Origin of the sequence: Hyalangium ruber (assembly GCF_034259325.1) — a bacterium.
GTDB classification, from domain to species: Bacteria; Myxococcota; Myxococcia; order Myxococcales; family Myxococcaceae; genus Hyalangium_A; species Hyalangium_A rubrum.
The window spans coordinates 567,589-582,921 of record NZ_JAXIVS010000003.1 but is presented as its reverse complement, the minus strand read 5'-3'; the positions used below and the strand labels follow the sequence as shown (position 1 = coordinate 582,921).

Here is a 15,333-nt window from a genome sequence, read left to right as displayed (position 1 = left end):
GGGGATTCGGCCCACGCAAGATGCGCCAACGCCTCGAGTCCCTCGAATCGGATCGCGCCAAAGAATCATCGGATCGCGCCAGCGTGAATCAGAGGGGAAATCCGAGTAGTTCCGAGAGCTTATGCGCGTGTGGGATATTGCCTGGGAAGTGCGCATTGCCCCTCCTGGCGGCACAGAGGCAGCCAGGCGGGCGAGGGAGGGCTCACTCAGATCGCAAGATTGACGCACCACACCATGAACGGCCACCATGCGTCCGATTTCGGATGATTACCTTCCTCGTCACCTTCCTCGTTTCACTCATGGTTTCCCTCGGGCTCACGCTCGTGGTGCGCAACCGCGCCCTGGCCTGGGGCTGGGTGGACCAGGCGAACTCCAGCCGCAAGGTGCATGTCCGCCCCATCCCGCGTCTGGGGGGCGTGGCGATCGTCGCGGGCTTCTTCGCGCCCCTGTGCGCCCTGTTCCTCGTCGACTCGGGCGTGGGCTCGCTATTTCGTTCCCATGACCAGCTCGTCTGGGGGCTGTTCGGCGGCGGCGCCACCATCGCCGTGCTCGGGCTCTATGACGACCTGCACGGCACGGGCGCTCGGCTCAAGTTCTCCGTCCAGATCGCCGTCGCCATCGCCCTCTATCTGTTCGGCTTCCGCGTCGAGTTGATCGCCAACCCCTTCGGCCCCGCGATTCCCCTGGGCGTCCTGAGCCTGCCCTTCACGCTCTTGTGGATGGTGGGCGTCGTCAACGCGCTCAACCTCATCGATGGGCTGGATGGCCTGGCCGGCGGAGTCGCCTTCTTCGGCGTGGGCACCAACTTCATCCTCTCGCTGGCGCGGGGGGATGTCGTCATGTGCCTGCTCATGGCCGCGCTGGCTGGAGCCATCCTCGGCTTCCTGATCTTCAACTTCAACCCGGCCTCCATCTTCATGGGGGACACCGGCAGCATGTTCCTGGGCTTCGTGCTGGCCGCCGTCTCGCTCAAGACGTCCACCAAGAGCGGCACCGCCGTGGCGATGCTCGTGCCGGTGATGGCGCTGGGCCTGCCCATCATGGACACCCTGCTGGCGATGATCCGCCGGTCGATATTGGGCCGGCCCATGTTCAGCGCCGACAAGGAGCACATCCACCACCGGCTCATGAGCCGGCTGGTGCTCAGCCACCGCTCCGCCGTGCTGGTGCTCTACGGGCTGTGCGGCCTGTTCACCCTGACCGCCCTAGGCCTCAACTTCGCCAACAGCGTCCAGAGCGCCATGCTGCTCATCGGCATGGCGGTCGTCATCGGCGTGCTCATGCGCAAGCTGGGCTATCTGGATCTGCGCCGCGCGGGAGCGGTGGGTGAGGTGCGGCGCAAGAACATCCGTCTGCGCTCGGTGGTGAAGGACCTCAACCGCGCCGTTCGCCAGACGGGCTCGCTCCAGGAGCTGTGGGCGGCCGTTCGTCCCCTGGCCGAGACGCTCGATGTGGCGCGGTTGGAGCTGCGCCTTCAGCACCAGCATGAAGGGCTCACCGACGGCGTCGTCTTCGAGACGCAGCGCCCCGCCGGCTCGGCGCTGCCGCTGGAGGTGCGCATCGAGGTGAAGGACGACGAGGTGCCGCTGGGCTGGCTGCAGCTGTCCTGGCGTGACGGGCGCGCGGAGATCAACCGGGACGAGGAGCTGGCGCTGGAGCTCGTCGCCGACACCGTGGCCGAGCGTGCCGCCAGCTTCATGGCCCGCGCCGAGGCCGAGCCTGGCCGAGTCGTTTCGCTGAGGCGGTGACGCGCGTGGGGGCGCGGGCGTTCCTGGCGCTGCTCCGCTCCTGGCCGGAGTCGCCCGGGGGTGCTCCCCCCGCGCAGGCAGAGGCTCTTGTGCGTGCCGCCTCCCGGCACGGGCTCGCGGGGTTTGCCGCGCACGCGCTGGAGCGGGCAGGGTGGACGTTGCCCGAGGGCGCACGAGAGGTCCTGCGCCGCGAGTCCCTGAGCAGCGCGGCGCGAGCCATCCGCGTCAACGCGCTGCTGATGCGCTCCCTGGACGCGCTCGCCGCGGTGGGGGTGGTGCCGGTGGTGCTCAAGGGCACCGCGCTGGCCCGGCGCTTCTACCCGGAGCCCTTCCACCGGGCCACCACGGACGTGGATCTGCTCGTCGCCCACGAGCAGGTGGAGGCATCCGCGCGCGCGCTGGAGGGGCTGGGGTTGGCGCGGGCGCCGGAGCGGCCCGGACACGGCGGAGAGCACTCGCACCACCTCGAGTTCCAGGGCGCCGCGGGGCTGGTGGAGCTGCACTTCCGTGCCCTGGCAGGCTACGGGCAGGCGCTGGAGGCCGATGCGCTGTTGGCCCACGCGGAGGAGGCCGAGCTGGAGGGCCGGCGAGTGCGCTATCTGCGCGCGGAGGACGAGCTGGTGTACCTGTCGCTCCATGCGAGCAACCACCTGCTGCAACGCCTCTCGTGGCTGTTCGACTTGAAGCTGCTGGTGCTCGCGCGTCCCCAGCTGAGCGGGTCTCGGGTAGTGGAGGTGGCGCGCGACACGGCCTTCCCGCACCTGGCGTGGTACGCGCTGGAGGCAGCGCACCGGCTGCTGGGAGCGCCCGTACCGCCGGAGGTGCTCGCGGAGCTGGCGCCACCGCGCTGGCAGCGCCTGCTCGCCTCGAGGTTCTTCTCCGAGGAGCGGCTGCTGGAGACCCGCCTCGTCAAGCACCGCGCCGAGTGGGCTGCCGCCAAGGTGCTGCTCGCGCCGCGCGCGGGTCCGATGGCGCGCTACGGGCTGTGGCGGCTGCGAGAGGCCGCGCGGGCCCGGCTGTCAGGAGCGGGGCGAAGAGACGTGCCGTGAGAGCGCCCTCACCGAGAGGGATGTCTCCATTGCTCGCTTGAGCAAGCTGCCCACCCTGACCAGCACATCGAGCGCCATCGTCGCTACCACGCGGAGGCGGCGGGAATCGAAGCCGCGCCGGGCGGTGCGAAACCTCTAGCAGAATCGCGCCCTTACCTCGTAACCGCCCGGAATGCTTCGGAGTCGATATCCCGCCGCGTCCCGTCTCGTCCCGTCCTGTCCCATCCCGTTCCGCAGGCTCCTGCGACATACGTGCAACATGGCGGAGGCCGAACCCTCACGCCCACGCTGCACATGCTGCCCTCCGTCCTGCGGCTTTTGGCAACGACCTGAAGGCGCGTACCTCGGATCCTTGCGCGGGCCTTTGCGCCAGCCCGCCCGAGCCCGCGTCGTGCGAGGGAGCAACCTACGGCCATGCTCAACCTGCCGGCCAGGGCTGCAACGGCCGCAGCAGCCCAGCTCGGTCCAGCAGTTCGTGGACACGTGCGGCCAGCGCGACGTGCTCCGGGTTGGAAGCGGTGAACCGCTCGGGGGTGAGGGTGACGAGGGTTCCCTTGTCCTCCACCGGCTCGATGCGCACGGGGGCAGGCAGTGGGGGCACCTTGCCTCGCAGCCGTGAGAAGTACATCACCCAACCTACGAAGGTATCCGGGGAGTCCCCCTTCGTTATCATTTCCTGATGCTCATAGGAGGTGGCCACTCCCCACTCCGGGTCCCACGCCAGGGCCATGGCACGCAACACCTCGGTCATGACGGGAGCGGTCAGTACCCGCTGTCCGATGAGCCCCTCATCGTAAGGCTTGAGCACGCAGGTAGAAGGAGGTCGGGGGTCAGCTGAACCGCACGCCCCGTTAACGCTGGACGTCTCCTGAAGGTTGTCGCCCGTCCACAGCCAGAAAGTGAAGCCGTCACCGATCCGGTTTTCCTTCTCGCTAAACAGCTTCTGGAAACTCGCCGCGTCTGTCGCGAACTGGAGTTTGCGCGCCTCCTCGAAGGAGTCCGCCGTCTGATACCAGCGGGTCCACGCCGGGTCGCAGTGCCCCAGGAGGTGGAAGAAACGCTCCGCGCGTCGTGCGCAAGCCTGGGCGGATTCAGGCCGGGCGAGCCAGTAGGAGCCAGCGTAATAGGTTTCTATCATCGGACGGCTAGTCCTCACGGGGTCGGGGTCGGGGGAGCATGTATGACGTCGATCCTGAGTTTGTTGAACGCGAACAGTTTCCTGAGTGCACCCGCGAGTGTCTCTTCGGCGACTATCCACCGGATGGGCGTTCCGTTGGCGACCTTGTCCTGGCGCCTCGCCTGATCAAGCAGCTTGCGGGCACCCTTGAAGTTCGGCAGGAAGTCCAGCTTCTTGGTGATCCACTGCGCGTATCCGGTGGCCTTGACCTCGAGCAGCACCCCCTGGTCGAAGCCATCGAAGTCCACCTCATCGTTGCCCCGTTTCACGCGGTAGGCGTAACCCTTGGGTGCCCCCGTCCTCTCTGCCTGATAGATCCGGGCGCTCTCGGACATGTACTCATCCGCCTGTACCCATTCACCCGGCCCACCAGAGCTGGGCGGCGCAGCCTTCGCGCCAGCCTTGCCGCCTGAGCTATCGCGCGCCGCCATGGCGACTGCGTTGGGGGCCAACGCGAGGGTGATGCCCTCGGCAGTGATGGCGACCGACTCAACCTGAGCCAGTGATGGGGCCGTGAAGCGGATGTTCAGCTGCGTCTCAGCCACCACTGCGGCCTGCCCGGCTCCCGGCAACTTCGGCAGCGTCGCCGCCATGCCCGAAGCCGTGTTCCCCAGGGCTACGGTGCCCAGCATGACGAAGGCTCGGGCCGCCTTCTCCCCCATCGTGTCCCCAAACTTCTCTCCGGAGGCGTAGATGCCGTCGAATGTGCTGGCCTGATCCACTTCCTTCATCAGCACCAGCCACCCATCAATGAGCCGCCATACCGTGTCCCAGCCCAGGTAGGCCATGGCCCCCAGCGTCATCAGCGCGGCGATGCCCTTACTCACCGGCTCGGGCAGTGCGAGCAAGATCGCGTACATGGTCAGGCCGCCCACGACTGTGGCCACGACCGCCTGGGGGCTCACCATCCGGGCGAGTTCCTCCTTCATGGCCCCCAGCACCTTGCTCTGGGCAATCGCCATGGCCAGCGCATACTTGGCATCCCCATCCAGGAAGGGCTTGTCCACCAGCAGGCGCAAGCAATCCCCGGGACCCCAGGTCCGCTCGCACCACAACAGGTAGCAGCGCTTGAGCTCCTCGTCCTCGGGCAACAGGCGCAGGTTCCGGGTGCTCCCCGGCTCCGAGGCCAGGAGGCGCTGGCTGCGGCCCTCGTACCGGTACCAGCCGCTTCGCTCCGGTACTCCGAACAGCTTCCGGGCGTGCTCCAGAGGCCGCTCCACGAGAGGCACAGCGGGGGCATGTTGCGCAACGGCCTTCTTGAACTCCTTTTGGCTCAGTTGCACAGGCTCCACGTCGCGGCGCGGAGTGTGGACGATGGGCTCGCCCTGGCCTGTGTCCAAGCGGACGACGCCCCTCGTTGAGACGCTGCACCCGGAGAGGCACACGAACAGCAGCAGGACCGCCGAGCGCGGCATAGGGAGCCTCCTGGCCATGGCCCCCGCGCGCCGGGAGCACCACCCGAGATTACAGGGGAGCCATGAGATGCCCGTCAATCACGGAGGCCGCGGATACCTGGAGCGGAGGGAACGTCATCCTGCCGAGGGTCACAGTGCGCATGCCGCCTCTGTCCCAGAGTTTGAGCGTGAATGTCCCTCCGCCTCGCCGGGCAACGTCTCGGCCTCCACCATGACGAGACGCGCTCCCTCCTCCCCCAGGGGAGGGGGCCTCCTGCCACACCGGCAGCACGGGCAGCTCACGTCCGCCAGAGCCCTCTGCGCCAGCGTGCGACATAGGTGCAACAAGGATGGAGCCAGCGTCTAACCATCCGTAGTTGCGGAGTAAAACAGTGGAGGCGGCGGGAATCGAACCCGCATCAAGGCGGAAGCAAAACCCCAAGCAGGTCGCGCTGTTACCGGCTAACGCCTTGAACTCACACCGGATCGTTCCCCGCTCCATCCCGTCTCGTCCCGTCTCGTCCCGTTCTTATCCCCGCTGGAGGGGCACACTGGGGGCACATGTGATTCCCTCCTTGTCCTACTAACAGCACGGACACCTCCCTCTCGGCCCGTTGGAGTGCGCCCGGGCAGCAAACATCGCCAAGGCCCGCTCTCTCGGGTCGATGGAGCATCCGCATCGGACGCCGCCTATTCGACCCGGTGCAGACGTCTTAGAGCTCCTAACAAAAATCAGGGCTGGAGCCACGGCCCCGAGGGGAGAGACCCCTCAAACCTTATTTTTGTTAGGAGCTCTTAGTCATGCTTTCGCGTATGGGCAGCCTGGCGAGTTCCACCAGAATATTTCATTCGTTCAAACCATTGCGCCATATCCTGCTCAGAAGACCAGCGTTGTCGCGCTGCAACCCGTTGAAACTGTTGCGCAACTGAGACACAAAGGCTCCGGGCCTCGTCACTGACTGCGAAGCCGCCAATCACTCGCGCCCCAAGAATCACTGCACCATGAGCCAGCTTGCTTCGGGTTGCATAAAGTTGCTTTACTTTTTTGGCGAGGTTCGCTCGGGCTACACCGCTGCCGTTCGGCATCAAGAACGCGACTCGCTCGGCCAGCAATGCTGCAATCCTCTCGTGCTGGTCGCTGCTCCCCAGGATCGCCTCTAGAGCAAAGACATAATACGCAACGGATGTTATACCATCAAATGACTGGCGAGCGCGCAGAAACCATTGCATGAAGCGCACCATCCGCGCGTCACTTTCGCTTGGGCGCGCCTCCGATACGACAGGCACTAATCGCGCACAAAGGTCCCTTGCGGATTTCTTACGCAGTAAACTGTCGGCGTCCAGGACAAGCGTCGGAGTGGCCGTCGTTATTGTGTCGACACCACTTTCAGAACTCACATGGAACAGATCCTCCTCGTTGAAATCAAGATCGTCGCGCCCGGCGATACGAATCGCGCCTTTCTTTTCACGGCCAATCTCGGGCATCTGAAAGTGGTCTAGCCGAGAAAGCTCCGCGAGGTACACGAGCACCGCAAAGAACACATCAAGTTTGGCGAAACAGTCTGCCACACCCAACGAGCCACGGAATTCACTGAGAACCGCTACACAAAGGGCCCCCTGATAACCCTCCTTATTGGTTTCTTGGGAGACGTATTCTTCAGCCCATGGAACCTCGTCGGAGAAGGAGAACCCGCGTTCATGTTTCTCTCTTAGCAGACTATCGATTTCTTCTTCCATCCTTTGTCCCACACGCCCAATGACTACTGGACCAAGCCTGAGAACCCGCTTCTTCCAAGCGAGTCCCTTCACAGGGAAGACAATGAGCGTTGGACGTGTCTCCGCGAGAGTTCTCTCGATACGCTTGAGAGTTTCTTCCGCACGGCTTTCACGGTTGGCCAATCTATCGTCGGCGGCTTCGGCGGCACTACGAAACACGACCTGTCGGACCACATCGTCGTCCATGCGCGACGAAATCGGTTTGCGTTGCAGTAAGGCGGATACGACAGATTCCAGATCCGACTCAGCCGTCGCGTCAAACGCTATCTGTTTATGACGAGCCGATATGGAAAATCCATTCCCGGGCTCGGTGAAGTACGCTGGGAGGTCGGTAACAAAAAGGAAGTCGCGCGGGACGTGAGTTCCGCGCGCAACAGCTCTGCGCAGGACCTCGACCAGTTGTTGACTCAATCAAGCCTCCCTGGCCACAGTGCTGAAGCCGGTGGCCCATGAACCGCGTGTTTGATGCTGTATCCGTTCGACGCTGCGATTTTATGCCGGTCCTGGTAAGGTGGGCTCTTCTTTTTTGTGTGTAGCTAACTTCCTGCCAAAGAGGGATGCAGGGTTCCGGGTCCAGCAGGCCCGCTTGGACAGGCACGAGCGCGCCACCGGCCCCGGTTCACCTGTCCGACGCGGGCGCGCTCCACCGGGCCCGCCCCACCTCCACCGCTACCCAGCGGCTTCCTTGCCTCCCACGGCGGCGCCGGGCTTCGATCCCTCGGCATGTGCTGGGAGATTGAATGACGCTGGGGGTTGGGAACGGCGCGCGGCTCGGCTACAGCATCAGCGGAACGTCTCAGCAGGTGAGCATGGGCGCGAGGGGAGCGCTTCACGGCCCCAGCTTCACCCTCCGACGCAGGAGCGCTCCGCAGGGCCAACGAGAGCGCCTCTACGCGGCCCTACCGGGCCCAACTCACCTCCACCGCTCGACAACAACGCCATCGGCTACCTTCATCTCCACAGCATGGCCGGGCTTCGAGCCCTCTTTCTTGTCCATGCCTAGTACTACTGTGTCATAAATGTTAGGGCTTCCTTGGGAGCAGGTGTGTTGGCAGCCTCGGTGGAGCAGTATATCCCCGAGGAGAAATCAGACGTTTGTGACACAGTAGCACTAGAAGCAACTCAGGATTCTTTGAGCATGCGCCAACACGATGGATGTAAGGCATCTACCACTGGCACCCCCGGGAGTTGAGCCAATTCATCTTGTACATGATGGTGCAACTCGGCTGTGCAGGCGTTGATCACCAGGAGTGGACGGTAGTTTCGGACTCGGGTCATGAAGCCTTCACGAGCAGGATACCGGTCATCCTCATGGTGATTCCACAGATGCTCCCAGACATCTTTACGAACGCTTTTGAGCAGATCCCGGGGTTCTTCTCCTTGGATGAATTTATAGTATTCTGCGAGTGAGGCTTGCCACTGAATAGGGTTACACACGATGACATCCGCCTGCTTTTGAGGCAGATAGAATCCGCATAGCAAAGTGACATTTCGCATTAATCGGTCCCGTGACCGCACCAATGGCTGGCGAAGTGCGTATTCGTTCTTGTGCGGCGACTCCAGCACAACCACCACGGTGTCTACTGAGTGAGGCGGCTGATGACTCAACTCGTCGAGTTCTAATTTACCGGAACAGAAGCGGCCAACCGTCATGTCGTCAATCCGCTTATCGAAACCGAAATGCTCGGTGCCGAAGACCTTGAGCTTTCGTTTATGGCGCTGAACGTATTTCCAAGCCGGAGCCGTTACCTCTAAGTCTGCCAAATGCGTCTCTACACCCGCTGCAAATTCGACTGTGATCCTGACCGTGGCCACGCGTCTGTCCTCCTGTATGCAGTCCTAGGCCTGCGGGATTACCGCGATAGGCAACAGCCTCTGCTTACCGGGCGATGAAAGCGAGGACAAAGAATAGCCCAGCAACCCGTTATGACTGCTGGGCTTCTCGGAATGGAAGCGGCGGCAATCGAACCCGTAACAAGGCGGAAGCAAACCCCTAAGCAGGTCGCGCTGTTACCGGCCAACGCCTTGATCTCACATCGGATCGTTCCCCCGCTCCGTCCCGTCTCGTCCCGTCTCGTCCCGTTCCGTTCCCCGCTGGAGGGGGCACACTGGGGGCACATGCGGTTCCGCCTGTCTTGCCGGGTGCTCGACCATGGAGAGCGCAGCTTGCCTCCCATTGGTGGTGAATGAGGCAGGACAGTGGCAGCGCCTAAAACAGCCTCGGCCAGACGCTACGCAGCACGCGAAGATCAGCACGACCATCACGGTGAACGCGCAGGCGGACACGCGAATCGTCGTGCGCCAGCAGCCCATACCATGATGGATCCTGATAAGGCCAGAAATGCGCGTCAGCCCAGAGGAGCTGCTCCCAACGTCGCCACCAGCCATCAGGGCTGGTTTCCGGTTTCCAGCCGAACAGAATCTCTCGATCTCCAACGCGCACCACTATGCGGCGAAGCGGGATGGACTGCGGGTGTCGTACGTATGCATTTCCCCTCCAGAGGTCTTGCGCAAGTGACACAATACGCGCCGCTACCTGTGAGGCCTCCTCATCACGCTCCAATTCGCGACCATGCCACCATGCACGCGAGACGAAGTTGAAGACGATGGCTTGCTCGGTAAGCCCAAGTGCCAGCGTCTCTGTCTCTTGTTTGCTGCCTTCGCTGCTGGGGACTCTTGTCGAAAACCAGCGTGTGCTGGTCTTCTCAGGCCCTTCCGCAAGAGCGCGCTGAAGTTCCTCCATACTCCCCTCGCGAACTGGCGGTTCAGTCATGGGCACTGGTTCCCAGTTGAACGCGGGAGCGACCTTCCCAAGATCGGGAAGCGCGGTCCCAAGTTCCACGTTGAGGCCGTGATGTCGGAGAGCGTCGCCCAGGTATGACCCCCAAAACGCGCGGAGAATTTGGCCGTCCCGCTCTGGCCTCTCCCCCTCCAGCCAAGCATTGACGGCTGTGGCTAGCTCCGAAGACGTTCTCTGGGCAGCCGACATTTCGCGGGTTCGCAGAGCTTGAGTCCAACGCTGGTACGCCCGGAACCAATGGCCCTGCTCACCTTTGCCGTCGTCGCCGAGGGAAAGCCATCCCGGCATATTGGGCATCGACACGACGACCGCATCGTGCCCCTTAGCGACACAAGACCAGCAGTCTCGCGGTGGCGTCGCTCCACGACAGTCCGGTGGGGTTTTGTATCTCGAATCGTTGCGAAGAGCGCTCACGCGGCCATCATGAGCGAGGACGACGACAGCCCTCCCCTGGCTGACTGGGAACGGCACGACCATTCCATTCTGGATCTCCAGCGAGTGCTGCTGCGGGGTAAGTGTTTGCCCTGAGTAGCCGAGTTGCTGAAGCGCCTCGTCTCGACGGGGAGAGACGTAGGAACACGGTTGAAGCCAAGTCCACCTCCTCGTGGGCAAGAGGTCCTGATAGTTGAATGCCTCGGTGGACTTGACCTCTAGTGCGGACAACTGCCCGTTGTCGCGCACGATGAAGTCCGGCTGAGGAAATCTGCTGCCCTTCGCAACCGGGCTGGCGCCGGGACGCCACGAGAAGACGCGAAGGATCTCTCGCCCGGGGACCGCACGATTGATGACGAAGGTGAGCACCTCGCCGAAGTCCCCAAGTTGGGAGCCACCAAGGCCGCGTGCCTTCGACCTGAAGTGGCCCTGCACATACCGCTCAGCTCCGGCAATAAGGTCTGTGGCTTCGAGTTCCAGCTCGTCGGCGATGAAATCTAAGGCCGTCGTGTCGATGGAGACGGGCACGAGGTTTCCGGTGCCCGCGAAGGCAGTGTGCCACGGCACTTGGTTCGGATTCTCAACAACCCCGAATAGTGGGACGTTGATCTGCTTGATGTTGAATGTAGTCACAGGCGTCTCAGGGCACACGCGCGCCGTTTGGTCTCTCCTTCTTCTACCAGCCTTGCCTGTCGAGTTCGAGCGCACTGCTGCGGGAGGACCCTCCACTTCGAGCCAGCCAGGGGGGCCGTGGCCCACTCGTGCAACCAAGCTCGCCTGCGAAGCCTGTGGAGAGGCACGAGTACGGAGGTCCCGCAGCCGTTGATCCTCACCGCCTCAGCAGAAGCAAGGCGACCAAGCGCGCCAGAACCTTGATCCTCGGAGTGTCCAGGCGAGCGAGGCGGCGCAAGAGGCGGCGCTTCTCGGGCGTATCATTGATGCCGGGCGGCATCGTGTTTGCCTCGGGAGCGTTCTGCCTCGGCTCCACCTCGGTAAACCCCATCAGTTCATGGGGCCCGCTCCCGAGAATCAGGCACAGGCGCAACAGCGTTGGAACGCTCGGCAGCATGCCCCCCCGCTCCATGCGCCCGTACACCTCGGGAGCGATGCCAATGCCCTCGGCTGCTTCTACCTGAGTCATGCCCGCTCGCTTGCGTGCCTGCTTCAACGCCGCACCAAGAGTGGCGGGTAATCGGCGCTGCCGGATCTCGATGTGGCGCGGCAGTGGGGAGGGCTTGCGGTTTCGCTCCGTAGGGCGCCGGGAGCGTGCAGCGGCGGGAGGTTTCGCGGGGGCTCTTGGCATACGGAACCTGCGGGCGTTGTCCTGTCGGACAGGTGAAGGGCACAAGGGGCCAGCGGCGGAAGGCAACGGTCAGAGGGGGAGAGGTGCAGAACGGCAGGTCTCCCATCCACCTCGGAGACAAGGCGATCCCATCCTCGGCACGACGCCGAAGCGGTGACTGCGGGGAACGTGAGAAAGGAACGCGGCGGGTAGCTAGGTGGTCCCGCCCCGCTCGGTGATGATGTCCTCTTCTGTCACCATGTCGGGAGGTAGTTGGCCCTCATTCGTGGGCCCAATCACGCGCTGATTCATGCTGGCCCCCGTCAGGGAGATCAGCACCTCGTCTAGCGCCTCCCTCGCTCCGAAAGGGGCTCCCAGCGCAGCAAGGCCCGCCCGCAGATCGGCCTCCACGTCAGCCGCCGACTGATAACGATCTTCCGGCTCCCGCTGGATCAACCTGCGGACGATGGAGCGAAGCGGATGGGCGAGCGGCTCGGTGATCTCGTCCACGTCCTGCCGGGTGAACGTGGCAGCCCGCAAGATGCAGTCGTCCGCGTGGTCCGGTAGGTCTGCCAGCATGGCCGTGATCGCGGCGTCCAGAACCTTCCCCTTGACCTTCTCTGTTAGCGCCTCCTCCAAGTCGTCTGGCAGCACGTTGGCCGTGTTGTAGAGGTGGCGACACGTGGCCAATTCCAGCAGCATCAGCCCCAGCGAGAACAGATCCGAGCGCGGATCCGTCTCCTCGCATAGCAACGCCTCGGGCGAGCAATAGAACACCTCACCTTGAGGACGCGGCAGCGTCGATGCCACGCGGCCCGGCAGCAGGGAGCGCGCGCGGGCAAAGTCCGTCAGGATTACCCCTCCCTCTGGCTCCAGGAAGATGCGGGCGGGGTTCAGGTCCCGATGAACGATGCCCAGCGGTGCGCCGTTCTCGCCCTTGCAGGTGTGCGCGTAGTGCAGGGCGCCCGCAACCTCGGCGCCCACGTAGAGGCAGAACGCCGGAGACAGGAACTTCTCGCGCATCTGCGAGTAGGTGATCAGGGTGTTGAGCGAGGTGCCCTCTACACGGTCAGACACGATGTAGATAACGCCTTGGACTTCGTAGGGCCCGAGGGTGCGGGCGATCCTCGGGTGTTGCAGGTAGGTGGCGAGGTGCGCCTCTTCCCGGAGCCGTGCGCGCATCCTCTCCAGCGTTTCGGGATCGTCTGACGACGTGGGCGGCAGAGAGCGGACGATGACTTCCCGCAGGCGCTTCTTCTCTGTGCGTTCCCAGGCTGGGACGGTCATTTCCCCGAGCCTGGATTGGGCCAACTCCTCGACCAACGGACGTGACAGATCCGCCTCATACGAGAGATCGCCATGAGAGAAGAGAATCACCCCCGGGACGCTCCAGGGCTGGCGAGAAGTAGCCATGCGGGATCGACTCCTCGCGGCGCGCGAGAGGGCGCCGCAACGGAGCGAAACACTACCCAGCATGTGCCAGGGGATGGAACGACGCTGAAGGTTGGGAGCGGCGCGATCCTTGGCTACAGCGTTAGCGGAACGCCTCAGCAACCCCAGCAGGAGAGCCTGGACGCGCGAGGGCTCCAGCGTGCCCGGCTTCACCTATCCGACGCGCGCGCGGGCTCCACCGGCCCAGCAGGCGAGCTTGGACGCGCGCGGGCTTCACGCGCCCAACTTCCCTGCCCAACGCGCGCGCCACCGGGCCCGGCTCATCTCCACTGCTTGACGGCCTCCGTATCGGACACCTTGTCTCCTACGGTGTGGTCGGGCTTCGAGCCCTCTTGCTTGGGTAGGCCCAAGTCGCGCCCGTCAGCCAGTTCAAGGCAGATCGGCACGGTGCGCCCGCCTGGAAGGTGGGCACGGAGATAGCGCCCGTAGATGCGATCTCCCGTCGTCCACAGGTGCCCATCGATCCGCATCCCCGCAGGCGCCTTTCCTTCCGCCCTGATCAGCGCACCCGTAACGGGCCCATCCTTCCAAACGGTCAAAGGTTGTTCGCGCGCCTCTTCAGCGCTCCCCTTGGTCACATCCAACAGGATGAAGGGCCCATGGCTGCCCACTGCCCAATCTAGCTCCCTCATCGCCTTAACGGCTTCCTCGGGGCATGGCTCGGGATCTGGGCGCGTCTGCACGCCAGTGCAGCCCGCTTCAAGCCATGCGACGGAGGCCACGAGCGCCGCGCACTTCTTGATGAGCGCTCGCCGCGCGCTGACTCTCTGGACCTGCTGCGAGTTGGGTACGCCATTGGTGAGAGTCGGGGAGTTGTCGGGCAGCATCACGGACGGGCTCGCCTCCTTCTGGGTAGGGAGAGGCGAGGCTAACCGTTCGGGGCGGCTTGTCGGCTTTTCGGCCAGAGGGCTTGAGGCCGGGGATTCCTCCGCTGATGTGCTCCTGGCCACGGGGGGCGGCTCGGGTTGTGCTGGCCCATGCAGCAGGGAGGCGGCTACGACTGCCGCGCAGACAGAGAGCGCCAGCGGCCCGACGAACACCGGGCGCAGCCACGCACGGCGCGCGCTGTGCTGCGCACCAGCCCCCGCAGCAGAAGGCACGGGCGCCGCATCCGCTGGCGCTGGCGCTACCTGTACCGGAGCAGGCACGGGCGCCGCATCCGCTGGCCCCACCTGCACTGGGAGCGGATGGGAAGGGATCGGAACCTGCGGGCCCTCGGGTTGTCTCGCTCCGATTGGCAAGGGCTCGGCTTCCGGGGGCTCTGGCTGTAGCTGCGAGGATGCCGGGTGAATGGGGATCTCGCGCCAATCGGCGCCCTCGTAGCGCTCCATGTCGGCCAGCAAGCGCCGCGCATCCTTCGCAGTTGCAGGACGCACTTCCAGGTCGCGATGGATCAGCTTCATTGCGTAGGCGCCCAACTCCGCCGGAACGCGCCCCTTGGTTGCCCGGTGCGGGGTGGGCGGGATCAGCAACATGCTATTCAGCACGGGCCGCCGCTCGCTGCGTTCCGGTGTGGGGGCCGTCAGCACGTCGTAGAGGTTGGCCCCGAGCGCGAAAATATCATCCGTCGCCTGGAACGTGTAACGGGCCCCGTGCTTGAGGCGGTTTTCATCCCAGAACCTTTGAGCCTCGGGGCTGCGGTTGCGCGGCGTTCCAGGGGGCAGCGGCCCGTCCGTCAAATCTTCAGCGGTCGCATAGTCCGCCGCTCCAAAGTCGATGATCACCGGCTCGCCGTCCTTGGTGACCATGATGTTTCTCAGGCTCAAATCCCGATGGAGCACCTTTTTCGCGTGCATGTGCTCCAAGGCGTCAAACAGCTTGAGGAACAGGACGACGACTTCATGCGGCGTCGGGTGGGTCCGCTCTACCCAGCGGGCGAGCGTGTAGCCGTCCACGAAATCCAGAACGATGTAGTAGAAGCCTGATCGCGCACCCGGCCACCGGCCACTCGTCAACATGCGGATGATGTTCCGGTGGTTGAGTTGCTGGAGGCACGCCACCTCGCGCCGCGCGCGCGCGTCCGTCTGCCTCGGATCAATGCTGCGCTCTGTCTGACAGGCCACCTTGAGCGCGAAGCGCTCGCCGTCCCTCTCCACCTCGTAGACGACGGCATAACCGCCGCTCCCGATGCGTCGGACAATGCGCCAGTCGCTCACCATCTGGCCGGGCTTCAAGTCCAAGGGATCAAAATCCGCGAACATGCCGCGCACCTCTCGCCAGTGG

The 15,333-nt window shown here is 64.2% G+C and carries 10 protein-coding genes; 2 read left to right on the top strand and 8 right to left on the bottom strand.

What is annotated here, in order from left to right; genetic code table 11:
• The first annotated feature begins 263 nt into the window (after window positions 1-263).
• Together SYV04_RS11345 and SYV04_RS11340 are read left to right on the top strand one after the other, a co-directional pair.
• A complete protein-coding gene (locus tag SYV04_RS11345) occupies window positions 264-1,748 on the top strand; it encodes an MraY family glycosyltransferase (RefSeq protein WP_321545710.1) in 1,485 nt (494 codons plus the stop codon).
• Window positions 1,745-2,797, top strand: a complete 1,053-nt coding sequence (locus SYV04_RS11340; protein ID WP_321545709.1) for a nucleotidyltransferase family protein — start codon at window positions 1,745-1,747, stop codon at window positions 2,795-2,797. Before SYV04_RS11345 ends, SYV04_RS11340 begins: the two co-directional genes overlap by 4 nt.
• A gap of 418 nt (window positions 2,798-3,215) precedes the next feature.
• On the opposite strand, the gene SYV04_RS11335 is transcribed toward SYV04_RS11340, so the two are convergent.
• The 8 genes from SYV04_RS11335 to SYV04_RS11300 form a co-directional block, all read right to left on the bottom strand.
• The gene (locus tag SYV04_RS11335) at window positions 3,216-3,935 is read right to left on the bottom strand and encodes an immunity 52 family protein (protein ID WP_321545708.1); all 720 of its coding nucleotides are present in this window, start codon (window positions 3,933-3,935) and stop codon (window positions 3,216-3,218) included.
• A gap of 14 nt (window positions 3,936-3,949) precedes the next feature.
• Window positions 3,950-5,389 (bottom strand): SitA5 family polymorphic toxin, encoded by a 1,440-nt coding sequence (sitA5, locus tag SYV04_RS11330; RefSeq protein WP_479691438.1) that lies wholly within the window; start codon window positions 5,387-5,389, stop codon window positions 3,950-3,952.
• Window positions 5,390-6,163: 774 nt separating this feature from the next.
• The gene (locus tag SYV04_RS11325) at window positions 6,164-7,555 is read right to left on the bottom strand and encodes a HEPN domain-containing protein (protein ID WP_321545706.1); all 1,392 of its coding nucleotides are present in this window, start codon (window positions 7,553-7,555) and stop codon (window positions 6,164-6,166) included.
• 711 nt (window positions 7,556-8,266) lie between these two features.
• The gene (locus SYV04_RS11320) at window positions 8,267-8,959 is read right to left on the bottom strand and encodes a hypothetical protein (RefSeq protein ID WP_321545705.1); all 693 of its coding nucleotides are present in this window, start codon (window positions 8,957-8,959) and stop codon (window positions 8,267-8,269) included.
• A 394-nt stretch (window positions 8,960-9,353) separates the two neighbouring features.
• Window positions 9,354-11,009: a hypothetical protein gene (locus tag SYV04_RS11315; protein ID WP_321545704.1), complete on the bottom strand. Its 1,656-nt coding sequence runs from the start codon at window positions 11,007-11,009 to the stop codon at window positions 9,354-9,356.
• A 196-nt stretch (window positions 11,010-11,205) separates the two neighbouring features.
• Window positions 11,206-11,544 (bottom strand): helix-turn-helix transcriptional regulator, encoded by a 339-nt coding sequence (locus SYV04_RS11310; RefSeq protein ID WP_321545703.1) that lies wholly within the window; start codon window positions 11,542-11,544, stop codon window positions 11,206-11,208.
• A gap of 327 nt (window positions 11,545-11,871) precedes the next feature.
• The gene (locus SYV04_RS11305) at window positions 11,872-13,071 is read right to left on the bottom strand and encodes a serine/threonine protein kinase (protein WP_321545702.1); all 1,200 of its coding nucleotides are present in this window, start codon (window positions 13,069-13,071) and stop codon (window positions 11,872-11,874) included.
• Between the two features lie 299 nt (window positions 13,072-13,370).
• Window positions 13,371-15,311, bottom strand: a complete 1,941-nt coding sequence (locus SYV04_RS11300) for a serine/threonine protein kinase (protein ID WP_321545701.1) — start codon at window positions 15,309-15,311, stop codon at window positions 13,371-13,373.
• Window positions 15,312-15,333 lie beyond the last annotated feature (22 nt).